The following is a 22,780-nucleotide window of genomic DNA, read 5'->3' as shown; positions in this document are numbered from 1 at the left end:
GCCTTGCTGTATGATTGATACTGTCTGCGGCTTGCATCCGCGTCATTTTTGATTGAGAAATGGAATAAGCCATTGGCTTAATTTGTCCGATACAGCATCACTTGCTGAAATGAAAGCAGCGACCGCGCCAGCAGCATCAGCCGACGGAGCGGCTTGTTCGCTAGAGAAGTTTTCTTGGGCGAGTAATAAGCGTGAATTTCGTTCGATCAAGCTAGCGCGCAAGCGAATGATAGCCAGGCTATTGTCTGGTTTATCAAATACCTGAGTAAATTCCACGAGTTCGATGTATAAAGCATAGTCTGCCTTTAAGCCGTCATGGCTACTGATCATACCATTCCGGGTAATGAGGTGATCTTTAATTCGCAGAGTAAGCAGTTTGGCTGGTGAGGCAGCCCAACGACTGTCGGCATAGGCATAGGATCGTGCCGGATCATGGTAGGCAAATCGATACTGGATTGCTGAGTTATCCAACCATACAGGAGCTTTAATCTCTGCTACGAAAATACTTGTGTTAAAGGGAGCTGGATTGCTCTGCTCTGCAGGGCGTTGCAGGCCAAAATCATAGACGGTTACCGGAGAATTTTTTTGCGGTGCTAGTGAACAGCCAGCAAGCAGTAAAAATACGATAGCGAATTTAATAGCGAATTGGATCATGGCATGATCTTCCGTGGCGGCACAAAACCGTTTTCTCCGGGGCCAGGTAAAGTAGGACGGCTACCAAATAGTAAGCTTTGCGGCTGTTCTTCTAATTTAAGTATCATACGGTTGATATGGTAGGAGCTTTCTGTAATGGCTGTGCTGACTTCTCGTAATTTTAGTAAAGTATCAGTAAGTTCCCGGCTATTCTGTGTCAAGTTATCTGCCAGACCGTTTTGTCGGTTGATTTTTCCCAGAGTTTGATTGATATCTGAAAAGAGCTGATTGGTCTGCTTAAACACAAGTCCAACCTCGGAAGTTAAATCAGGTAGAGATTGAATGCCTGATTGTAGCTGATCTGCCAAACTATCGTAACGGCGGATCGCCTGGACAAGACCAGTCAGAATAGTATGGATTTGCTCCTGATTCTGTTCATTTAACAAAGAATTGATGCGTTTGATGGCATGGTTGGAATTATTGACTAAATCTTCTAGTGAGGTGGAAAGTTCTTTGACAAAAGAAGGGCGCAGAGGAATACGTTCATCAGGGGAGAGGAGTTCATCCGAAGGCTCTTTCCCCTCAATATTCATTTCGATAAAGGCAAGTCCAGTAATTCCCAGAGTAGATAATTGTGCATAGATATTTTTTGGAAAAACGACATGGCTACGCACGGCGATGCGTATTAAGATCAGATTCGGATTCTGTGGGTCGAACCTGATGTTTTCGACCTTGCCGACAGGGACACCACGAAAACGAACTGAGGATTCAGGATTCAATCCTGCCACGGAACCTTCTTTCGATACCAGAATATAGTGGTCGTGCAGTATCTTCTGGTCGCTAAACCACATGATAGCGGCTGCCGCTGCCATGCCCAGGATAATGACGAATAAACCCGCTGCAAGTGCATGGGCCCGGTTTTCCATTTACAGTCCTAATGAGATGATTGCTGATAGATATAGGTATTATGACACCAAGTGAAGAGGTCAGTGAGATATTGACACTTATTATTTTGTTTATGATCTGATTCCATTTTTAAATCAAAACTGACAACTGACTTTGTCGGCTTCATCTTGCCGTATGATTGATACTGTCTGTGGCTCGCCTTCGCGTCATATTTGATTTAGAAATGGAATGAGTCGATTTTACAACACCTCAAAGGGATTTTGATAGACCATTGAGAACTTCAGCGCAGTAATACTTGACACAAGTATTTTCTGCGGTAGTGTAATCAGACTCTCAATTCTTACAGGAAAAAAGATGCTTGAGTCATTTTTACTGCTAATTTTTTCGTTAATAGGGATCATAGCCATCATTCTGGTGATCCCCTTTTTGCGTCGTAACCTTGTTTCCAATTTTATATTGAAAATTTTCCGCAAAATTCTTCCTCAGATTTCACAGACTGAGCGGGAGGCGCTCGATGCAGGGACAGTGTGGTGGGAGGGAGATCTGTTTAGCGGTAGACCAGATTGGCACAAATTACTGGCTTATCCCAAACCTACGCTCAGCCCGGAGGAAAAAGCATTTCTGGATGGTCCCGTTGAGCAACTTTGTACGATGCTGGATGAATGGCATATTACCCACGAGCGCTATGATTTGCCACCCCATGTCTGGCAATTCATTAAAGATAATGGATTCTTCGGTTTGATTATTCCGAAGGAATATGAAGGGTATGGCTTTTCGGCATTGGCGCATTCTGAGGTAGTGATGAAAATCGGCTCGCGCAGTAACACGGCAGCTGTAACGGTCATGGTGCCCAATTCGTTGGGTCCAGCTGAATTACTATTGCATTACGGGACTGAGGAGCAGAAAAACTATTATCTACCTCGTTTGGCGAAAGGTATTGAAGTGCCTTGTTTTGCCTTGACCGGACCAGAAGCAGGTTCTGATGCTGGATCCATCCCTGATCTGGGAATTGTATGTCGAGGTGAGTATAACGGTCAGCAAGATGTGCTCGGCATGCGCGTTACCTGGGAGAAACGTTACATTACGTTGGGGCCGGTTGCCACTATCCTGGGATTGGCCTTCAGGCTACGTGATCCAGATAAATTATTTGGCGATCAAGAAGATCTGGGTATTACCCTGGCTTTAATTCCTACTCAAACGCCAGGTGTGAATATCGGCCGTCGTCATTTTCCGTTGAACGGAGCGTTTCAGAATGGTCCAAATTCTGGCAAGGATGTATTCATTCCCATGGAGTGGGTAATCGGTGGACATGAGGGAGTGGGTAACGGCTGGCGGATGTTGATGAACTGCCTGGCTGCCGGACGGTCGATTTCCCTGCCCGCTACCAGTACCGGGGCAGCCAAACTGGCTGCCCGCACAGGTGGTGCATACGGTCGGGTGCGCGTGCAATTTAAGACCCCTATTGGGTTCTTTGAAGGAGTGGAAGAAGTGCTGGCACGCATTGCTGGCAACACCTACATGATGGATGCGGCCAGAGTCATGACTGCTGGTGCAGTGGATCTCGGTGAAAAACCATCGGTGATTTCAGCTATCGTTAAATATCATTTGACCGAGCGTAGCCGTCAGGCGATTAATGATGCCATGGATATCCACGGTGGCAAAGGCATTTGTATGGGGCCAAGCAACTATTTAGCCCGCACTTATCAGCAGATTCCAGTCGGTATTACGGTCGAAGGTGCCAATATTTTGACGCGCAATATGATCATTTTCGGTCAGGGTGCAATACGTGGCCATCCCTATGTATTACAAGAAATCAATGCAGCGAATGATCCGGACAAAAAACAGGCTTCGGTTGCATTTGATCGGGCACTGATGGGACATATTGGCTTTAGTCTGCGTAATATCTTGCGAAGTTTTTTCTTCGGTTTAGGCAGCAAATATATTAAAGGAGTACCAGAGGGTGTTTTGAATGATACCGCCGATTATTACCGGCAATTGACGCGCTTTTCCGCTGCGTTTGCTTTAGTGACCGATATTGCCATGCTAAAGCTGGGCGGAGCACTCAAACGGAAGGAAAGGATATCTGCACGACTCGGCGATATTCTCAGTATGCTGTATTTGTGCTCTGCAACACTGAAGCGTTTTGAAGATGAGGGACGACCTGTTGCAGATTTGCCGCTGTTGCATTGGTCAATCCAGGATGCACGCTATCGTATTCAGCAAACCTTCGATGAATTGCTGAAGAACTTTCCGGGAAACTGGTTGATGCATTGGATGATGCGAATACTGGTGTTCCCATTAGGGATGCGGTTTGCACCACCCTCCGATGCACTTTCGCATACAGTTGCTCGACTGATTCTGGAGCCTGGTGAAGTGCGTGATCGTCTGACAGCAGGAATGTATGTTCCTACAGCTGACAAAGAGCCTTTGGCGCATCTTGAGCAGGCTATGGAATGTGCCGTGGCATGCGACGCCATCGAGATAAAATTGCGCAACGCTATTAAGACAGGCCAATTGACTTCATCCAAAGATAGGAGAGTAACCGAGGCACTGGAGCGCGGTATTATTAATCAAGAAGAAGCGGCATTACTCGAAAAAATGAAGGTCTTGCGACGTCGCGTGATTATGGTCGATGATTTTCCGCCTGATTTTGGGAAAGCAACAGATACGACATCATAAAACAGGGCAGAATTTCTACGAACAGTATGGTCAATATAAACAGGGAGAAAACGTGGCAAATCATCCGCACAGCAAGACAGATGTCATTCCGGTAGAAGTGGCTAAAACCCTGGATGGCTTATTCAAAGAACGAGTACGTCGCTCTGCCGAATCAGTGGCTTATCGCGATTTTGATGTGGCGAGTGAGAAATGGCGTGATTACACTTGGTCTGAGATGGCACAAGGAGTCATGCGCTGGCAAACTGCCTTGTCGCGGGAAAACTTGACTCCTGGCGATCGGGTCGCGGTGATGTCGCGAAATTGCCACCAGTGGATAATGTTCGAACAGGCAGCGATTGGATTGGGTTTGGTGGTGGTGCCGCTTTACACAGAGGATCGTGCTGAAAATGCAGCTTACTGCCTGCAGAATGCTGGTGTTAAGCTGCTGTTAGTAGAGGAATTGGCGCAATGGGAAGCATTTTCTCTGGTAAAACAGGAGCACCTCAGCAAATTGTTGCGTATCGTAATCATTACTTTGTCCGAGCAGGAGGCAATTCAGGTAGACGATCGGGTGATCGCGATGAGCAAGTGGTTGCCGGAGCAAGCGGGCGATATCCCTCATCAGACTAACGACCCGCATGCACTGGTAACGATCATCTATACTTCGGGCACAACGGGGCATCCCAAAGGCGTGATGCTCAGCCATCATAATATCCTGACCAATGCATACGCTTCTGCTCAGGTCGTGAACGTGACATCCGATGATCTGCTGCTTTCGTTTTTGCCCCTGTCTCATACATTTGAGCGCACAGCTGGCTATTATGTGCCCATGATGTGTGGCGCCACCATCGCTTATGCTCGCTCGATTCAACAGTTGCAGGAGGATTTGCTCACAATTCGTCCATCTGTCCTGGTTTCGGTGCCACGTATCTATGAGCGAGTATATGCAGGCATACGCGCCAAATTGGATGAGGGGCCAGCGCTAGCTAAAAAACTGTTCAATCTGGCGGTAGAAGTCGGTTACAGCCGATTTGAGCATCAGCAAGGGCGTGATTCCTGGCACTGGTCTCATTTGCTATGGCCATTGCTGGATAAGCTGGTAGCACGTAAACTGATGGATAAGCTGGGTGGGCGGCTACAGTTGGCGCTAAGTGGGGGAGCAGCGCTCTCGCCTGAGATTTCACGTGTCTTCATTGGCTTAGGATTACCGATATTGCAAGGGTATGGGATGACAGAAACAAGTCCAGTGGTTTGTGCTAATCGCCTGGCTAATAACTTGCCCTCCAGTGTGGGTTTGCCTATCCCGGGGGTGGAAGTCAAGCTCGGAGAGCACGGTGACCTGCTGATTCGCGGCCCTAATGTCATGCTTGGCTACTGGAATAATCCGGAAGCGACCCGAGCAATCATTTCTGATGATGGTTGGCTGAATTCGGGGGATATTGCCAGTATCGATGAACAAGGGTACATCACAATTACTGGACGTATAAAAGATATTATCGTGACCTCCACGGGTGAAAAGGTGCCCCCAGCCGATATGGAAGCGGCTATTTTGCGAAATCCTCTGTTCGAGCAAGTTATGATCATTGGTGAAGGACGCTCTTATTTGAGTGCATTGGTGGTACTGAGCAGGCGTGGCTTGGAAAGTGTTGCTGCCCAGTGCCAAGTGTCAACCGACCCGCAGCAACTGGCGAAAAATGAGCAAGCAGAAGAAATTGTATTGGAGATGATTGGCCAGCAAATCCATGAATTTCCAGGGTATGCCCAAGTATATCGTGTAGCTTTAATCCATGAGCCGTGGACAGTGGCAAATGAAATGCTGACACCTACTCTGAAATTGAAGCGGTCAAAAATTCTGGAGCGCTACAAGACTGAGATCGAGCGCTTATACGCGGGGCACTGACCAAAATGAATTCTCTTTAAACTACCTCTAACTTGTTATGAGTCAGTAATGCCAAACATTCCGTATGATCCCGCACGACACGTTTCCTTGCCAGAAAGTCAGCCCATCTTGCGCACGGTACCGATGCCATCGGATACCAATTACGCTGGTGATATTTTCGGTGGCTGGATCATGTCGCAAGTCGATATTGCGGGCAGCATTCCCGCCATCCGGCGAGCACGAGGACGCGTCGCAACGGTGGCTGTCAATTCCTTTGTATTTAAGCAACCTGTGTTTGTAGGCGATATCGTTAGTTTCTACGCCAATATTATCAAAATAGGGCGCACCTCTATTACTGTTGATGTATCGGTCTATGCGCAACGTGGTACACGGGAAGGTGGACAAGAGATTTGTATCAAAGTAACCGAAGCGGTACTAACTTACGTGGCGATTGATGCAGACCGGCGGCCAAGGGTAGTACCGCAGGAATAGTGCAGCGCACTCATCACTCTCATCAATAAATCAATAACGAGAATCAGAGGTAAAGTCAAAGTGTATGTCAGGATGCGCTTAGTTATAAAAATAAGTATTGGCAAAGAAAATATCCTGGTGTAATAGTGATTGCAAAAAGAGTGGAATGAAACTGGCAAATTATTCCAGAGATTTATAACTGAACCAGAGTAAGATTGCCGCCAATCTTATTTCTGCCATTGATATATGCTTGCCAAATTGAGAGTGTTTCTCTATAAGCTACCCATAATTCATTTCAAAATAGATTTCCAGCATGCCAACTTTACCGAAGCGTACCCATATCTACCAGAATCATCATTTCGATAGTACCCGTTGGGATTATTTCGAGCCGCGCGAGAATGATATCGTCGTGGCCACATCATACAAGGCGGGTACGACCTGGACTCAGGCTATTGTGGCGCATCTGCTTTTTCCAGATGGAAATTTCCCGGCTGCTCCTGCGGAAATGTCACCGTGGCTGGATATGCGCATTATGCCGCTTGAAGTAGTGTTGAACAAATTGAAAGCTCAGACGCACCGTCGCTTCATCAAGACGCATTTGCCGCTTGATGGAATGTTGTATAGTGAGAAAATCAAGTACCTTTATATTGCCCGCGATCCGCGGGATGTCTTCATGTCGTTATGGAATCATTATAAGAGTATGAAGGATGAGTTTTTTACACTGATGAATTTGCTGCCGGGCCGAGTGGGTGATGAGTTGCCGCGACCACCCGATGATATCCATACCTTTTGGCGGAATTGGATAACGCGTGGTTCGTTCGCGTGGGAAACGGATGGTTGGCCCTACTGGTCGCATCTTTCCAATGTGCAGTCTTGGTGGAATTTTCGTCACCTGCCTAATATTCAACTATTTCACTACAACGATATGCTCGAAGATACTGAGCGGGAAGTGCGTCGCATGGCTGCATTTCTGGAAATTGATGTGTCCGAGAATACTTGGGCTGACATCATCCAGGCAGTTTCCTTTGCGGAAATGAAACGTCAGGGAGATCGATACGCACCGGGAGGTGGCCATTTCTGGAAAGGGGGAGCACAAACTTTTCTTCATAAAGGTACAAACGGTCGTTGGCGTGAGGTGCTTTCTGACGAGGAAATAACGCTGTATGAGGCTGCTTGTGATCGAGCACTCACTTTCGACTGCCGTGAATGGCTCGAGAGCGGTGGCGCGATCTAACTAATCGGAATCCAGCTCTGGGTGATGAGCGATTCTTGAGGCAATGGCAAAAGAAGCCATCTTAGGTGAATGACAATGATGATGTGATTTGCGCTTGATTTGGATAAATTTTGATTGTTGAAAAAATTAACAGAAGGGCAACATTGTTTCCCAGCCATGTTGGCAACCGCATAAGATGGATAAATTGCGTTGTAAAAAATATCTTCTTTCTTCAAAGATTTATATTTATAAATTATGTATGTAGTGAAAAAACCATTCCATTTTAACTGGTCAAATTGCTTAACGCATAATTTGTCAAGAGATTGACGCAGTGCTAATTCACGGGTAGCATTCCCGATTCTGATATGTAAGGATAATAGGATGCGCGCAAAGCTGGTTGTCGGTAACTGGAAAATGAATGGCAATCTGGTACAGAACCAGGAGCTGCTCACTGCAATCATTTCCGGTAGCAAGGGATTACGGGATGTCATATGTGCAGTTTGTGTGCCTTATCCTTATTTGCCAGCGGTGCAGCTTGCTCTGAAAGATACTCATATATTCTGGGGCGCACAAAATGTCAGTCAATTTGATCTGGGTGCCTATACTGGCGAAGTGGCGGTAGAGATGTTGCTGGATTTTGCTTGTCGTTATGTGATTGTCGGGCATTCCGAGAGACGATCTCTGTTTGGTGAGGATAACCATACCGTAGCCGAGAAGTTTAAGAAAGCCCAGAGCGCTGGTTTGATACCCATTCTATGTGTCGGTGAGACATTGGCACAACGTGAAATTGGTGAAACGGAGCGAATAATAGAAGAGCAGCTTGATGCTGTGATCAAGTTAACCGGAGCTAATTCGTTAACGCAGTCAGTTATTGCTTATGAGCCTGTATGGGCAATTGGTACGGGCAGAACGGCGACTCCCGCACAGGCTCAGAGTGTGCATGCCTTTATACGCAGCAGGATTGCTAAGCAAAACACAGAAGTGGCGGCTAACGTGCAGATCCTATATGGAGGAAGCGTAAAAGCTGGTAATGCCAGCGATTTATTTGCAATGCCTGATATCGATGGAGGATTGATAGGAGGTGCTTCATTGAATGCTAACGAGTTTATTTCAATCTGTTCAGCTGCACAGCAATGATTTTTTAAGAGTAAAAAATGGAAACAATAGTTTGGTCGATACATCTGATAGCAGCGTTGGTGGTGGTAATTTTAGTTTTATTGCAACATGGAAAAGGCGCAGATATGGGTGCTGCATTTGGCAGTGGCTCAGCCGGAAGTCTGTTTGGCGCAAGTGGTTCAGCTAATTTTCTGAGTCGAACAACTGCTTTGGCCGCTACGGTATTTTTTATTACTAGTCTGTCGCTCGCTTATTTCTCTGGTGGCGGGACTGAGAGCACCAGTATAATGAAGCGTTTTGAAGTGGAATCTGCTGGGGTAAAAGAGGCAGAAACAACAACAGATATGAAGCCTTCTGCAGAAGAGCCAGTTGATGATGCTGCTTCTAAGGCTGGGGAAATACCTGAATAATTAAAAGATTGTTTATGATTAGATTTAATTTCTGTATCAAGTGAATTTTTTATTGACTCGGAAATAATCGGCCGATGTGGTGGAATTGGTAGACACGCCGTCTTGAGGGGGCGGTGGCGAAAGCTGTGCGAGTTCGAGTCTCGCCATCGGCACCATTGCATATTAAAAAATAGCGACTACGCAAGTAAATCAATAACGAGAATAACAACAATCATGCTAGAAACAATGCTTGGTAATTATTTTCCAATTCTCCTATTCATTTTGGTTGGGTTGGCAGTGGGTATATTATCCATGTTGGCTGGCTGGTTGTTTGCACCCAATCGACCTGATAGTGAGAAATTATCGCCCTATGAATGTGGTTTTGAAGCCTTTGAAGATGCACGTATGAAGTTTGATGTGCGCTATTATTTGATAGCGATATTATTTATTCTGTTTGATCTGGAAATTGCCTTCCTTTTTCCTTGGGCAGTGGTATTAAATGAAATTGGTATGTTTGGCTTTATTGCGATGCTGGTATTTCTTGGCATACTTGTGGTAGGTTTTGCTTACGAGTGGATGAAAGGTGCCCTAGAGTGGGATTGATATGATGGACAGTACAGTAGATAAAGGTTTTATAACCACTAGTCTGGATTCCGTAATTAATTGGGGTCGTACCGGGTCAATGTGGCCCATGACATTTGGGCTTGCCTGTTGTGCAGTAGAAATGATGCAGACTGGAGCATCACGATATGATCTGGATCGATTTGGAATAGTTTTCCGACCTAGTCCGCGACAATCAGACGTAATGATTGTAGCAGGAACATTATGTAACAAGATGGCTCCCGCATTACGTAAAGTTTATGATCAAATGGCTGAGCCACGCTGGGTTATTTCCATGGGTTCCTGTGCAAATGGTGGGGGTTATTACCATTATTCATATTCTGTCGTTCGTGGCTGTGATCGAATTGTACCCGTTGATATTTATGTTCCGGGATGCCCGCCGACTGCTGAAGCTCTCCTTTATGGAATCATTCAGCTCCAAAATAAAATTAAAAGAACAAATACCATTGCTCGTTAGGTTCTAACATGTCGATTAGTCGTTTGGAAAAGCTCGCATCATCTTTGCAGAGTGTACTTGATAGTAAGCTAGTAAGTTTGAGTCAACACTTACATGAAATAACCATTCTGATAAGGTCACAAGATTTGTTGGATGTAGCGGAAGCATTGCGCGACCATCCTGATCTGAATTTTGATACGCTTATTGATTTGTGTGGTGTCGATTATTCAGCCCATACGCATGATTCCTTTGCGGGAGAAGGGCGCCAGAACAGACGATTTGCCGTTGTTTATCACTTGCTTTCAGTCAATCTCAATCATCGAGTGCGAGTAAGAGTATTTGCCGATGATAATGAATTGCCGATAGTGGATTCGGTAATGGGCATTTGGCCAGCAGCTAATTGGTTTGAGCGCGAAGCATTCGATCTTTACGGTATCATTTTTTTCAATCATCCTGATTTACGAAGGATTCTTACTGATTATGGTTTTATTGGTAATCCATTCCGTAAAGATTTTCCGTTATCCGGATATGTAGAGATGCGCTATGATGCTGATCAGAAACGAGTTATTTATCAACCTGTCACAATAGAGCCTCGAGAGATAACACCTTATGTCATCCGTGAGGAATTTTACGGTGAAGGAAAAAAGGTCGACTAAACATGAAATTAAAACATATCTTTTTTGATGCTGGGATAGCTTAGGATATGGCTGAAATACGTAATTACACCATGAATTTTGGACCACAACACCCTGCCGCACACGGTGTTTTACGGTTGGTAATGGAATTAGATGGTGAAGTAATCAGGCGATTAGATCCGCATATTGGATTGTTACATCGTGCCACAGAAAAACTGGCCGAAAACAAGACTTATATTCAGTCAGTGCCTTATATGGACCGGTTGGATTATGTTTCAATGATGGCGAATGAGCATGCGTATGTAATGGCAATTGAACGGTTATTGCAAATTGAGGTGCCTTTACGAGCCCAGTATATACGCGTCATGTTTGATGAGATAACGAGAATATTGAATCATTTGCTCTGGCTGGGAGCACACGCGCTCGATGTGGGCGCCATGACAGTGTTTCTCTATGCATTCCGTGACAGAGAAGATTTGATGGACTGCTATGAAGCCGTGTCGGGAGCGAGAATGCATGCAGCCTATTATCGACCTGGTGGTGTCTATCGAGATCTGCCTGACACAATGCCTCAGTATCAAGCCTCACAAATTCATGACGAAAAGAAAACACAAAAAAGAAATGAAAATCGTCAAGGATCTCTGCTTGATTTTATAGAAGATTTTACTAATCGTTTTCCGAAATACATCGATGAATATGAAACGCTTCTGACTGATAATCGTATCTGGAAACAAAGGTTAGTAGATATTGGTGTGGTTTCGCCCGAGCGCGCCAAAGCGTTGGGTTTTACCGGGCCAATGTTGCGAGGTTCCGGAGTGGAATGGGATTTACGCAAAAAACAGCCCTATGAGGTCTATGATAAGGTTGATTTTGATATACCAGTAGGAGTTAATGGCGATTGCTATGATCGTTATTTAGTGCGTATAGAAGAAATGCGGCAGTCTACCCGGATTATTAAGCAGTGTATTGAATGGTTACGTCACAATCCTGGTCCAGTTATAATTGACAACCATAAAGTTGCGCCTCCTTCACGTGTAGCCATGAAACAGAACATGGAAGAGTTGATTCATCACTTCAAGCTTTTCACTGAAGGTATTCATGTTCCACCTGGTGAAGTATATGCAGCCGTTGAACATCCCAAGGGGGAATTTGGTATCTATATTATCTCTGACAGTGGCAACAAACCCTACCGTTTAAAAATTCGCGCACCAGGATTTGCTCATTTGGCCTCTATAGATGAAATGGCACGTGGTCACATGATTGCTGATTTAGTTGCCATCATAGGTACACAAGATATTGTTTTTGGTGAAATAGACAGATAAATAAAAAAGAAATGTTAAGCGCTGAATCCTTGGAAAAAATAAATCGAGAGATTGCAAAATACCCAGCTGACCAAAAACAATCGGCAGTGATGTCTGCACTTGCTATTGCGCAGGATGAAAAAGGCTGGCTCGCTACCGAAACCATGGATTTCATTGCCCAATATTTAGGCATGCCGGCTATTGCAGTATATGAAGTTGCGACATTTTATGGCATGTACAATTTGAAGCCGGTAGGGAAATATAAGCTTACAGTATGTACCAACCTGCCATGTGCCTTATCGGGCGGAAATGATGCGGCGAATTATTTAAAGCAAAAGCTTGGAATAGGGTTTAATGAAACGACAGCTGACGGGCTCTTCACGCTTAAGGAAGGCGAATGTATGGGAGCGTGTGGAGATGCTCCAGTTTTATTGGTTAATAACAAGCGTATGTGTAGTTTTATGTCTAATGAGCAAATAGATCAACTGCTGGAGGAATTGCGCAAATGACTCAGTCTGTCCAGGTGATTTTAGCTGGTGTCGATCCAACTGATCCTGATAACTGGAGGTTAAAAAGCTATCTTAAGCGCGATGGCTATACTGCTCTCAGAAAAATAATTACCAATAAGATCTCGCCTGAAAATGTTATTGAAGAGGTCAAAAAATCCGCATTACGTGGTCGTGGTGGGGCAGGATTTCCCACAGGCTTGAAATGGAGTTTCATGCCCCGTCAATACGAGGGAGATAAGTACCTGGTATGTAATTCTGATGAAGGTGAGCCGGGGACATTTAAAGATCGCGACATCATGCGATACAATCCGCATATCTTGATTGAGGGTATGGCGATTGCTGCTTATGCCATAGGAGTTAAAGCAGGTTACAACTATATTCATGGTGAGATCTGGGAAACCTATGAGCGTATGGAAGAAGCTGTCGAAGAAGCGCGCCAAGCCGGTCTTTTAGGGAACAATATTCTGGGTTCAGAATTTAGCTTCCAGCTTAACAATCATCATGGCTATGGTGCGTATATTTGTGGAGAGGAAACAGCACTACTGGAATCGATAGAAGGTAAGAAAGGGCAGCCCCGTTTCAAGCCGCCTTTTCCTGCAAGTTATGGTCTTTACGGTAAACCGACGACTATCAACAATACAGAAACATTTGCATCAGTGCCTTGGATCATACGTCATGGTGGAGAGAAATACCTGCAGCTAGGGAAACCCAACAATGGTGGCACCAAGATTTTTTCAGTATCAGGTCATGTTAATAAGCCAGGAAATTATGAAGTACCGCTAGGAACCCCTTTTGCAAAACTGCTAGAAATGGCAGGAGGAATGCGTGGTGGCAGAAAACTAAAAGGATGTATTCCTGGCGGGTCTTCTATGCCTGTTCTACCGGGTGATGTGATGATGCAAACAGATATGGACTATGATTCCATTGCTAAAGCCGGCTCAATGCTCGGTTCGGGAGCAGTCATTATCATGGACGACACAACCTGTATGGTGAAAGCACTGGAACGCTTATCTTACTTTTATTATGAAGAATCCTGTGGTCAGTGTACGCCGTGTAGGGAAGGAACGGGCTGGCTTTACCGTATTATCAATCGCATAGAGCACGGGAAAGGTAAACCGGAAGATCTGGATTTACTCGATAATCTGGCTGACAATATTCAAGGACGCACCATTTGTGCGTTAGGCGATGCAGCGGCGATGCCCGTACGCGCAATGTTGCAGCATTTTCGAGATGAGTTTGTGTATCACATTGAGCATAAGAAATGCATGGTGTGATGAGCACTTTGTCGATGTGATTTTTTTTATGTGTGATTAATCCGAGAGTTTGTAATCGATGATCAATATCGAAATCAATGGTAAGGAAGTAACTGTACCCAAAGGTGGCACCGTAATGGACGGTGCCAGACAACTCGGGATTTATATTCCTCATTTTTGCTATCACAAAAAGTTGTCGATCGCGGCCAATTGCCGCATGTGTCTGGTACAAGTAGAGAAAGCACCTAAACCCTTACCTGCTTGTGCGACACCTGCAACAGAAGGGATGAAAGTTTATACACACTCGCAGCAGGCAGTAACGGCGCAAAAAGGAGTAATGGAGTTTTTGCTTATCAACCACCCGCTGGATTGCCCCATTTGCGATCAAGGTGGTGAATGTCAGCTACAAGATCTGGCGGTGGGTTATGGCGCCAGTGAATCACGTTATGAGGAAGAAAAACGGGTAGTTACCAATAAAAACCTGGGCCCTCTTATTTCAACTGATATGACACGCTGCATACATTGCACCCGCTGTGTACGTTTTGGTCAGGAAATTGCGGGAATCATGGAATTAGGTATGGCGGGTCGTGGTGAGCATTCAGAAATTTTATCGTTTGTTGGTAAAACGGTTGATTCAGAATTATCAGGAAACGTGATAGATCTCTGTCCAGTGGGCGCATTGGTGAGTAAACCATTTCGTTATACTGCGCGTCCTTGGGAGCTTTCCCGGAGAAAATCGATCAGTCCTCATTGTGGTCTAGGCAGTAATTTAGTTGTGCAAGTAAAGCTAGATCGCGTGATGCGAGTTTTACCGCGTGACAATGAAGAAATTAATGAATGTTGGCTATCGGATAAAGATCGTTTCTCCTACGAAGGATTAAATTCGGAAGACCGTTTGACTACCCCCATGATCAAGCATAATGGTCAGTGGCATGCGTGTGATTGGCAGGAGGCACTGATATTTACCGTCGAGAGCTTAAAATCAGTGATGGAAAGACATGGTGCAAAAGCTATCGGAGCTTTAGGATCGGCTCATAGCACGCTGGAAGAGCTCTTTTTATTACAGAGATTAATACGAGCACTCGGCGGTGGAAATATAGATCATCGTGTACGCCAATCGGATTTCCGGGCTGATAGCCACCTGCAAGGTGTGCCATGGCTAGGAATGAGCATTGCTGATATTCCACAATTGAAATCAGTTTTAATCGTTGGCAGTACCTTACGTAAGGACCATCCTCTTCTGGCTCATCGTTTTCGGCAGGCCGTGAAAAATGGAGCACAGCTCAGTATTATTAATCCGATAGACGATGATCTATTAATGAAGATCGCAAATCGTGCCATTGTTGCACCTTCTGAAATGATGCATATGCTGGCGCAAGTGCTTAAAGCGATAATTGAAGATAAACCCGGTGCAGGAGTATCTGAGCACATCATGCAGTCGCTGAAAGCAGTAAAAGTTACCGATGAGGCACGTGCGATTGCAAATAGTATACTGGCTAATAGTCCAGCTGCTGTTTTTTTAGGGAATATTGCTCAGCATCATCCATCCTATGCAGATATCCATGCAATCGCGCAAGTAATTGCCAAATTAACAGGAGCAAAATTTGGATTTCTTGGGGAAGCAGCAAATAGTGTAGGTGCCTATCTTGCAAGAGCGATTCCAAATCAGGGTGTATTGGGAACTGAAATTAAGCATGCTGAGCATGACTCTCAATTGAATGCAGCACAAATGCTGGGTGATAGTTTGAATAATGTTGCGTCTCCTTGTCAGGCCTACATACTCATGAATCTGGAGCCGGAATTTGATGCATATAATCCGCAGCAAGCGATGAAAGCAATGAGCAATGCTGAATTCGTTGTTTCTCTGAGCTCTTTTAAGGGCAATGTGGCGAATTATGCAAATGTAATTTTACCTATTGCTCCTTTTACAGAAACCTCTGGCACATTTGTGAATACAGAGGGGCGGGTGCAAAGCTTCAACGGTGTGGTTTCACCTTTGGGAGATACTCGTCCTGGCTGGAAAATATTGCGGGTGTTGGGTAATTTGCTGCAATTAGAGGGTTTTGACTACGAAACATCAGAGCAAATTCGAGCACAGGTCATTCCGGCTGAAGATGCCATTACAAGATATCTTAGTAATGAGTTAAAAGATTATGAGGTGAATATATCTTCCGAGGAGATGACTGGCTTGCAACGCATTGGAGAGATGCCCATTTATCAGGCAGATCCCATTGTGCGGCGCGCTGAACCTTTACAGTTGACTCGTGATGCGATGCCGCCGAAAGTGTGGCTGTCTTCTGCATTGCTTAAACAGTTTAATATGAGCGAAGGCGAGATAGTTAGGTTAAAACAGGGAGAGGGTGAAGCGCAGCTTGAAGTAGCTTGTGATGATGGGCTTCCTGCCAATTGTGTGCGGGTAGCTTGTGCGTATCCCAATTCTATAGCCCTGGGTGCAATGTTTGGGGAAATTTCTGTAGAAAAATTATAATAATATACGAGTGAGATTCGTTGATGGACTATACACAACAACTGTTTGAACAGATATTTGGTTCTGAATGGGGCATGACAGTTTTTATTCTGGCAAAGAACCTTTTCTATATCTTTGTGATTGTTGTGCCGTTACTTTTGGCAGTTGCCTATCTCACATTTGCTGAGCGTAAGATCATTGCTTACATGCAGATTAGGGTAGGGCCTAATCGAGTCACTTTTTTCGGCATTCCATGGTTGCGTGGTTGGGGTCAGCCTATCGCAGATGCGGTAAAAGCGATCATGAAAGAAATCATCATTCCCACTGGTGCTAACAAGTTTTTGTTTCTGCTCGCACCTATTCTTACGATCGCACCGGCCCTTGCAGCATGGGCGGTGGTACCTTTTTCGCCCGAACTCGTGCTTGCTGATATCAATGCAGGCCTGCTCTATATTTTAGCGATGACTTCTTTGGGTGTGTATGGTGTGATCATAGCAGGATGGGCTTCTAATTCTAAATATGCGTTTCTGGGATCGATGCGATCAGCGGCACAGTTGGTTTCATATGAATTAGCGATGGGTTTTGCGCTCGTTTGTGTATTAATGATGGCTGAAAGTTTGAATTTGGGAGATATCGTTAAAGGGCAACAAGGTGATAGTTTACTGAATTGGTATTTAATCCCTCTATTTCCCATGTTCCTGGTCTATTTTATCTCTGGTGTGGCCGAGACAAACCGTGCTCCATTCGATGTCGCCGAGGGTGAATCAGAAATTGTAGCTGGATTCCATGTTGATTATTCAGGAATGGCATTTACTGTCTTTTTCTTGGCAGAATATGCCAATATGATTTTGGTTGCGACACTTACCAGTATCATGTTTTTAGGTGGCTGGCTTCCTCCATTGAATATTGCACCGTTTAACTTAATACCAGGGATTGTATGGCTGTTAATGAAAATAGCGTTTATGTTATTTTTCTTCCTGTGGTTCCGAGCTACTTTCCCGCGGTATCGCTATGACCAAATTATGCGTCTTGGCTGGAAGATATTTATACCGATTACTTTGATATGGATTGTTCTATTAGGCATACTATTACAGCTCCCTGAATCGAGTAAGGAGTTGTTCCCACTGAATTTATGGTTTAAATAAAGGGAGGAAGAGAAATGGAACGTATTAAGCATTTTTTTAAATCCTTTTTCCTGTTTGAATTATTAAAAGGAATGAAAGTAACTGGACGCTATCTTTTTGCGCCCAAGATAACAGTACATTATCCTGAGGAGAAAACACCCCTATCACCACGGTTCCGTGGATTGCATGCGTTACGTCGTTATCCTAATGGAGAAGAACGTTGTATCGCTTGTAAATTGTGTGAGGCGGTATGTCCCGCATTAGCCATTACCATTGAGTCAGAAGAGCGAGAAGATGGAACTCGGCGTACGACTCGTTATGATATTGACGGGATTAAGTGTATATATTGTGGTTTTTGTGAGGAAGCTTGTCCGGTTGATGCGATCGTTGAAACTCGTATTTTTGAATACCATGGCGAAAAGCAAGGTGATCTGATGTATACAAAAGAAATGCTACTTGCTTTTGGAGATCGTTATGAAGCGCAGATCGCAAAAGACAGAGAAGCAGATGCACCTTATCGATAAACATATAAATTAACACACATGAACTTTCAGGATTTTTTATTTTATTTTTTTTCCGGGATATTGGTTTTGTCTGCGCTAGGGGTCATTACCTTGCGTAATCCAGTCTATGCAGCTTTGCTGTTAGTGCTTGCTTTTTTTAGTTCTGCTGGAATATGGTTACTTCTGGAAGCTGAGTTTCTTGCTATTACATTGGTGTTGGTTTATGTGGGCGCTGTCATGGTTTTATTCCTATTCGTCGTCATGATGCTGGATATTAATCTTGAGCAATTGCGTGAAGGTTTTTGGAAATGGTTTCCATTTGGCGCGTTATTATCGTTAGTTTTAGCGATTGAAATAGGCATGGTCTTGATGGGAAAGCAGTTCAATCTAGATAATATGCCCGCTCCACAACCCCATGGGGCGGACTATAGTAATACCAAAGAATTAGGGCGCTTGATATATACCGAGTATGTCTATGCGTTTGAATTAGCAGCAGTTATTTTACTGGTGGCAATGGTGGCAGCGATTGCGCTTACTTTACGCTATCGTACCGATAAAAGATCACCGGACCCTTCAAAGCAAGTGACTGTTAAACGAGAAGACCGGTTAAGAATAATTTCTATCCCTTCCGAGAGCAAAGAATAAAAATCGTACGTTGATATAAAAATAAACCATTCATTATATACATTCAGATTAAAAGGTGGTTAGTTGATATCGTTATCTCATTATCTTGTCCTTGGTGCAATATTGTTTGCGATAGGTGTCGTTGGTATTTTCCTCAATAGAAAAAATGTGATTATTCTGTTGATGTCAATCGAATTAATGCTATTGGCGGTCAATATCAATTTTATTGCTTTTTCTCATTTTCTCCAGGATGTAGCCGGGCAGATTTTTGTTTTCTTTATCCTTACTGTGGCAGCTGCAGAAGCGGCTATTGGGCTGGCCATACTGGTAGTGCTCTTTCGTAATTTGCGTACCATTAATGTGGATGACCTGGATGAGCTGAAAGGCTGAGAAGGTAAGTTTTTGCTTCTTTACAAATACAGAACTGTTTGATAATTAACAATTAATATTTCATAACATAGATGGAAAAACTTTATTTGCTGGTCCCGCTGGCACCACTGATGGGTGCAATCATAGCTGGGCTATTCGGTCGTTTCATAGACACAATTTGGAGTCATCGAACAACAATCTTCTTGGTTTTCATATCCCTAGTCGCTTCTTTAATCATTTTTTTCGATGCTTACCAAGGAAATACCTATAATGGTAGTGTATATACTTGGATGGTATTGGGAGATATTCATTTAGAGATCGGATTCTTAATCGATTTACTGACTGCTACCATGATGGTGGTGGTGACGCTAGTGTCGTTGATGGTACATATCTACACCATTGGTTATATGCATGGTGATCCTGGGTATCAGCGGTTTTTTAGTTATATTTCGCTGTTTACTTTTTCCATGCTGATGCTAGTGATGTCTAATAACTTCTTACAGCTTTTCTTTGGCTGGGAAGCGGTAGGGCTGGTTTCTTATTTACTTATCGGTTTCTGGTATACACGCCCCACTGCGATATACGCCAACTTGAAAGCCTTTCTGGTTAATCGCGTGGGAGATTTTGGTTTTTTGCTGGGCATTGCATTAGTCCTGATGTATTTTGGAACGCTTGATTACGAAATCGTTTTCGCTCACGCAAATCATATGGCTTCGCATTTCATAGAAATCATACCGGGACAACCCTGGATGTTGATGACAGCGATATGTCTTTTGTTATTTGTTGGTGCTATGGGGAAATCTGCTCAGTTCCCATTACATGTGTGGCTACCTGATTCTATGGAAGGCCCTACCCCGATATCCGCTTTAATTCATGCAGCTACTATGGTAACGGCCGGTATCTTTATGGTTGCCCGGATGTCGCCTCTATTTGAATTGTCTGAAACAGCGTTATCAGTCATCCTGATAATAGGCGCTATTACGACCCTATTTATGGCGTTGGTTGCCGTCGTACAAAATGACATTAAACGTGTAATTGCATTTTCTACCTTATCGCAGCTTGGTTACATGACAGTTGCATTAGGGGCTTCGGCTTATTCGATTGCTATTTTTCATCTTATGACTCATGCCTTTTTCAAGGCAGTACTATTTCTTGGTGCAGGCTCAGTAATTATCGCCATGCATCATGAGCAAGATATGCGTCAGATGGGAGGATTAAAGAAATACATGCCCATCACTTACTGGACGATGTTTGTTGCTGCGCTAGCCAGTGCAGGTGTACCCGGCTTTTCTGGGTTTTTCTCTAAAGATGCCATTATCGAAGCAGCGAAATATGCCAATATTCCAGGTGCAGAATTTGCTTATTTTTGCGTACTCGCTACAGTATTTGTTACCGCACTTTATACTTTCCGTTTAATGTTCCTGACGTTTCATAGCGAACCACGAATGGATGACCATACGCGTGAGCATTTGCATGAGTCTCCATGGGTTGTGACCGTTCCGCTTATCGTATTGGCTGTGCCGACTGTTGCTGCTGGTTGGCTGATAGGAACAATGGTATTTGGTGATTATTTTGCTGGAGCTATTCAGATACTTCCGGAACATGGAGCGGTTGCAAAATTAGAAGCAGAATTTACCGGTGTCATCGGAATGATGCTGCATGCATTCTCAACGGCACCTTTCTGGCTTTCCGTTGGTGGGATCTTCACTGCCTGGTTTCTATATTTATATAAAACAGAATGGCCTGGCAGAATCAGGAGATTATCAGGGCCAATCTATACATTGCTCGACCGCAAATATTTTATCGATGAGATTTATTCATGGGTATTTGCAGGTGGAACGCGCGCATTGGGATCTGCTTTGTGGAAAATCGGTGATGTCAAAATCATAGATGGATTTTTTGTCAATGGAACAGCACGTGTAGTTGCTTTGACAGCTTCTGTGGCACGGCGTTTCCAATCAGGTTACATATATCATTATGCATTTACCATGATTGGGGGCATCTTCATTTTAATGAGCTTGTGGCTTTACTATTTCTGAAAAGAAGTAGTGTGAGAAAAGAAGACAAAGTACCGGATGTAGTTTTCATGGTGCTCTAAAAAAACAAAAACGCATTTACATGTAAACGAAATGGAATAATCATGCTGTTTGGATTCCCGCTATTAAGTTTAGTTATCTGGCTGCCTATTATTGTTGGCCTGATTGTTTTGGCAATTGGCAGTGATCGTAATCCTTTATTAGCACGCTGGCTCTCTCTCGTCGGATCAATCTTTGGGTTTATTGTAGCGCTACCGCTCTATATGCGTTTTGATCCTTCATTGAGCACGATGCAATTTATAGAAAATCATGTTTGGTTTGAGCGACTGAATGTGCATTATCATTTAGGTATTGATGGCATATCTATGCCACTAATTTTACTGAATTGCTTTATTACACCGTTAATCGTAATAGCCGGATGGGAAGTCATTCGTCAACGTGTTTCCCAGTATTTAGGTGCTTTTTTGATTATGTCAGGCATAGTCAATGGTGTTTTTGCTTCATTGGATGCAGTACTTTTCTATACTTTTTGGGAAGCTTCACTGATTCCCATGTTCATTATTATTGGTGTCTGGGGCGGCCCCAACAGAGTATATGCAGCGATCAAATTCTTTTTATATACCTTGCTTGGTTCATTGTTGATGCTCATTGCCCTCATTTATTTGTATTACGCCTCTAATGGTAGTTTCTCAATACTGGATTATCACCAACTACCACTGGCCATGACACCGCAAATATTAATATTTGTTGCGTTCCTACTCGCATTTGCTGTCAAAGTACCGATGTGGCCGGTGCACACCTGGTTACCGGATGCCCACGTTGAAGCCCCTACGGGCGGGTCGGTCGTGTTAGCTGCTATATTACTGAAGCTGGGTGGTTACGGCTTTTTGCGATTCTCATTGCCAATTGCACCTGATGCGAGTTTATATCTTGCTGATTTAATGATCTTATTATCGTTGATTGCGGTAGTCTATATTGGATTAGTCGCATTGATGCAGCAAGATATGAAAAAGCTTATTGCTTATTCTTCGGTATCCCATATGGGTTTTGTGACACTTGGTTTTTTTCTATTGAACGATTTGGGAATAGAAGGAGCCATGGTACAGATGATTTCGCATGGATTCATTTCCGGAGCAATGTTTTTATGCGTAGGTGTACTATATGACAGATTACACTCACGTCAGATTGCTGATTATGGTGGTGTGATTAACAAAATGCCTATATTTGCTGCTTTCTTCATGGTATTCGCTATGGCTAATGCAGGTTTACCTGGTACGAGTGGTTTTGTAGGAGAATTCATGGTCATTATGGGAACCATAAAAGTTAATTTCTGGTATGCATTTTTTGCTGCAATGACGCTTATCCTAGGAGCTTCTTATACATTATGGATGTATAAGCGTGTCGTATTTGGTGCTGTGGCAAATGTAAATGTAGAAACACTAGAAGATATTTCCAAACGTGAATTTATGTTATTAGCAATTCTGGCCTTCGCAGTGTTATGGTTAGGGATATATCCGTTCCCTTTGACAGAAATAATGCAGGCTACTGTTGGTAATTTGCTGGAACATATGACACATAGCAAGCTATAACAACTTTAATAACCTATTAGATAATTCCCCAGAATTTGAAGGACAATT

The 22,780-nt window shown here is 43.9% G+C and carries 21 protein-coding genes and 1 tRNA gene; 20 read left to right on the top strand and 2 right to left on the bottom strand.

Features of this window, described 5'->3' with window-relative positions:
* Window positions 1-42: 42 nt before the first annotated feature.
* Both BM283_RS03050 and BM283_RS03045 read right to left on the bottom strand, forming a co-directional pair.
* Window positions 43-654: an ABC-type transport auxiliary lipoprotein family protein gene (locus tag BM283_RS03050; RefSeq protein WP_090689288.1), complete on the bottom strand. Its 612-nt coding sequence runs from the start codon at window positions 652-654 to the stop codon at window positions 43-45.
* Entirely contained in the window at window positions 651-1,559 is a 909-nt protein-coding gene (locus BM283_RS03045; protein ID WP_090689285.1) for an MlaD family protein, read from the bottom strand. The genes BM283_RS03050 and BM283_RS03045 overlap by 4 nt, the downstream gene beginning before the upstream one ends.
* A gap of 334 nt (window positions 1,560-1,893) precedes the next feature.
* Between BM283_RS03045 and BM283_RS03040 the strand changes: the two genes are divergently transcribed.
* The 20 genes from BM283_RS03040 to BM283_RS02945 all read left to right on the top strand — a co-directional run bounded on the left by BM283_RS03040 (window position 1,894) and on the right by BM283_RS02945 (window position 22,732).
* A complete protein-coding gene (locus tag BM283_RS03040; protein WP_217646419.1) occupies window positions 1,894-4,218 on the top strand; it encodes an acyl-CoA dehydrogenase in 2,325 nt (774 codons plus the stop codon).
* Between the two features lie 52 nt (window positions 4,219-4,270).
* A complete protein-coding gene (locus BM283_RS03035) occupies window positions 4,271-6,097 on the top strand; it encodes an AMP-dependent synthetase/ligase (RefSeq protein WP_254776120.1) in 1,827 nt (608 codons plus the stop codon).
* Window positions 6,098-6,145: 48 nt separating this feature from the next.
* Window positions 6,146-6,568, top strand: coding sequence for an acyl-CoA thioesterase (locus BM283_RS03030; protein ID WP_090689275.1), 423 nt, complete (start codon window positions 6,146-6,148; stop codon window positions 6,566-6,568).
* A gap of 292 nt (window positions 6,569-6,860) precedes the next feature.
* Window positions 6,861-7,781, top strand: a complete 921-nt coding sequence (locus BM283_RS03025; protein ID WP_090689272.1) for a sulfotransferase domain-containing protein — start codon at window positions 6,861-6,863, stop codon at window positions 7,779-7,781.
* A gap of 360 nt (window positions 7,782-8,141) precedes the next feature.
* Window positions 8,142-8,897: a triose-phosphate isomerase gene (gene tpiA, locus BM283_RS03020; RefSeq protein ID WP_090689271.1), complete on the top strand. Its 756-nt coding sequence runs from the start codon at window positions 8,142-8,144 to the stop codon at window positions 8,895-8,897.
* A 17-nt stretch (window positions 8,898-8,914) separates the two neighbouring features.
* The gene (gene secG / locus BM283_RS03015; RefSeq protein ID WP_090689267.1) at window positions 8,915-9,286 is read left to right on the top strand and encodes a preprotein translocase subunit SecG; all 372 of its coding nucleotides are present in this window, start codon (window positions 8,915-8,917) and stop codon (window positions 9,284-9,286) included.
* A gap of 70 nt (window positions 9,287-9,356) precedes the next feature.
* Window positions 9,357-9,441: transfer RNA gene (locus BM283_RS03010), tRNA-Leu, on the top strand.
* Window positions 9,442-9,511: 70 nt separating this feature from the next.
* A complete protein-coding gene (locus BM283_RS03005) occupies window positions 9,512-9,868 on the top strand; it encodes an NADH-quinone oxidoreductase subunit A (RefSeq protein ID WP_046851488.1) in 357 nt (118 codons plus the stop codon).
* Window positions 9,869-9,872: 4 nt separating this feature from the next.
* Window positions 9,873-10,343 carry a NuoB/complex I 20 kDa subunit family protein gene (locus BM283_RS03000; protein ID WP_074904261.1) on the top strand — a complete coding sequence of 157 codons (471 nt, stop codon included), beginning with the start codon at window positions 9,873-9,875 and terminating at the stop codon, window positions 10,341-10,343.
* Between the two features lie 8 nt (window positions 10,344-10,351).
* Window positions 10,352-10,978 carry an NADH-quinone oxidoreductase subunit C gene (locus tag BM283_RS02995; RefSeq protein ID WP_090689264.1) on the top strand — a complete coding sequence of 209 codons (627 nt, stop codon included), beginning with the start codon at window positions 10,352-10,354 and terminating at the stop codon, window positions 10,976-10,978.
* A gap of 47 nt (window positions 10,979-11,025) precedes the next feature.
* The gene (locus BM283_RS02990) at window positions 11,026-12,279 is read left to right on the top strand and encodes an NADH-quinone oxidoreductase subunit D (RefSeq protein ID WP_090689261.1); all 1,254 of its coding nucleotides are present in this window, start codon (window positions 11,026-11,028) and stop codon (window positions 12,277-12,279) included.
* An 11-nt stretch (window positions 12,280-12,290) separates the two neighbouring features.
* Window positions 12,291-12,767 carry an NADH-quinone oxidoreductase subunit NuoE gene (gene nuoE, locus BM283_RS02985; RefSeq protein WP_090689259.1) on the top strand — a complete coding sequence of 159 codons (477 nt, stop codon included), beginning with the start codon at window positions 12,291-12,293 and terminating at the stop codon, window positions 12,765-12,767.
* Window positions 12,764-14,041 (top strand): NADH-quinone oxidoreductase subunit NuoF, encoded by a 1,278-nt coding sequence (nuoF, locus tag BM283_RS02980; RefSeq protein ID WP_090689256.1) that lies wholly within the window; start codon window positions 12,764-12,766, stop codon window positions 14,039-14,041. The genes nuoE and nuoF overlap by 4 nt, the downstream gene beginning before the upstream one ends.
* Window positions 14,042-14,099: 58 nt before the next feature.
* Window positions 14,100-16,508, top strand: coding sequence for an NADH-quinone oxidoreductase subunit NuoG (gene nuoG, locus BM283_RS02975; protein ID WP_090689254.1), 2,409 nt, complete (start codon window positions 14,100-14,102; stop codon window positions 16,506-16,508).
* 23 nt (window positions 16,509-16,531) lie between these two features.
* Window positions 16,532-17,632, top strand: a complete 1,101-nt coding sequence (gene nuoH / locus BM283_RS02970; protein WP_090689251.1) for an NADH-quinone oxidoreductase subunit NuoH — start codon at window positions 16,532-16,534, stop codon at window positions 17,630-17,632.
* Between the two features lie 14 nt (window positions 17,633-17,646).
* Entirely contained in the window at window positions 17,647-18,135 is a 489-nt protein-coding gene (gene nuoI, locus BM283_RS02965) for an NADH-quinone oxidoreductase subunit NuoI (protein ID WP_090689248.1), read from the top strand.
* Window positions 18,136-18,153: 18 nt separating this feature from the next.
* Complete coding sequence (locus tag BM283_RS02960) at window positions 18,154-18,759, top strand: NADH-quinone oxidoreductase subunit J (RefSeq protein ID WP_090689245.1); 606 nt, start codon at window positions 18,154-18,156, stop codon at window positions 18,757-18,759.
* A gap of 63 nt (window positions 18,760-18,822) precedes the next feature.
* Entirely contained in the window at window positions 18,823-19,128 is a 306-nt protein-coding gene (nuoK, locus tag BM283_RS02955) for an NADH-quinone oxidoreductase subunit NuoK (protein WP_046849234.1), read from the top strand.
* A gap of 71 nt (window positions 19,129-19,199) precedes the next feature.
* Window positions 19,200-21,146: an NADH-quinone oxidoreductase subunit L gene (gene nuoL, locus BM283_RS02950; protein WP_090689242.1), complete on the top strand. Its 1,947-nt coding sequence runs from the start codon at window positions 19,200-19,202 to the stop codon at window positions 21,144-21,146.
* Window positions 21,147-21,247: 101 nt separating this feature from the next.
* Window positions 21,248-22,732, top strand: a complete 1,485-nt coding sequence (locus tag BM283_RS02945) for an NADH-quinone oxidoreductase subunit M (RefSeq protein ID WP_090689239.1) — start codon at window positions 21,248-21,250, stop codon at window positions 22,730-22,732.
* Window positions 22,733-22,780: the final 48 nt, after the last annotated feature.

It is taken from the genome of Nitrosomonas sp. Nm34, assembly GCF_900113925.1.
In the GTDB taxonomy this organism is placed as follows: Bacteria; Pseudomonadota; Gammaproteobacteria; order Burkholderiales; family Nitrosomonadaceae; genus Nitrosomonas.
The sequence above is the reverse complement of the archived record's forward strand: the minus strand, read 5'-3'. Positions and strand labels throughout refer to the sequence as shown.

Bases quoted from the DNA above. Each gene is read 5' to 3' on its own strand.
- BM283_RS03040 (WP_217646419.1), top strand. From the start codon at position 1,894: ATGCTTGAGTCATTTTTACTGCTAATTTTTTCGTTAATAGGGATCATA.
- BM283_RS03000 (WP_074904261.1), top strand. From the start codon at position 9,873: ATGGACAGTACAGTAGATAAAGGTTTTATAACCACTAGTCTGGATTCC.
- BM283_RS03050 (WP_090689288.1), bottom strand. From the start codon at position 654: ATGATCCAATTCGCTATTAAATTCGCTATCGTATTTTTACTGCTTGCT.
- nuoF (WP_090689256.1), top strand. From the start codon at position 12,764: ATGACTCAGTCTGTCCAGGTGATTTTAGCTGGTGTCGATCCAACTGAT.
- nuoG (WP_090689254.1), top strand. From the start codon at position 14,100: ATGATCAATATCGAAATCAATGGTAAGGAAGTAACTGTACCCAAAGGT.
- BM283_RS03045 (WP_090689285.1), bottom strand. From the start codon at position 1,559: ATGGAAAACCGGGCCCATGCACTTGCAGCGGGTTTATTCGTCATTATC.
- BM283_RS02960 (WP_090689245.1), top strand. From the start codon at position 18,154: ATGAACTTTCAGGATTTTTTATTTTATTTTTTTTCCGGGATATTGGTT.
- BM283_RS03005 (WP_046851488.1), top strand. From the start codon at position 9,512: ATGCTTGGTAATTATTTTCCAATTCTCCTATTCATTTTGGTTGGGTTG.
- tpiA (WP_090689271.1), top strand. From the start codon at position 8,142: ATGCGCGCAAAGCTGGTTGTCGGTAACTGGAAAATGAATGGCAATCTG.
- BM283_RS03030 (WP_090689275.1), top strand. From the start codon at position 6,146: ATGCCAAACATTCCGTATGATCCCGCACGACACGTTTCCTTGCCAGAA.
- BM283_RS02995 (WP_090689264.1), top strand. From the start codon at position 10,352: ATGTCGATTAGTCGTTTGGAAAAGCTCGCATCATCTTTGCAGAGTGTA.
- nuoI (WP_090689248.1), top strand. From the start codon at position 17,647: ATGGAACGTATTAAGCATTTTTTTAAATCCTTTTTCCTGTTTGAATTA.
- nuoL (WP_090689242.1), top strand. From the start codon at position 19,200: ATGGAAAAACTTTATTTGCTGGTCCCGCTGGCACCACTGATGGGTGCA.
- nuoH (WP_090689251.1), top strand. From the start codon at position 16,532: ATGGACTATACACAACAACTGTTTGAACAGATATTTGGTTCTGAATGG.
- secG (WP_090689267.1), top strand. From the start codon at position 8,915: ATGGAAACAATAGTTTGGTCGATACATCTGATAGCAGCGTTGGTGGTG.
- BM283_RS02990 (WP_090689261.1), top strand. From the start codon at position 11,026: ATGGCTGAAATACGTAATTACACCATGAATTTTGGACCACAACACCCT.
- nuoE (WP_090689259.1), top strand. From the start codon at position 12,291: ATGTTAAGCGCTGAATCCTTGGAAAAAATAAATCGAGAGATTGCAAAA.
- BM283_RS02945 (WP_090689239.1), top strand. From the start codon at position 21,248: ATGCTGTTTGGATTCCCGCTATTAAGTTTAGTTATCTGGCTGCCTATT.
- BM283_RS03025 (WP_090689272.1), top strand. From the start codon at position 6,861: ATGCCAACTTTACCGAAGCGTACCCATATCTACCAGAATCATCATTTC.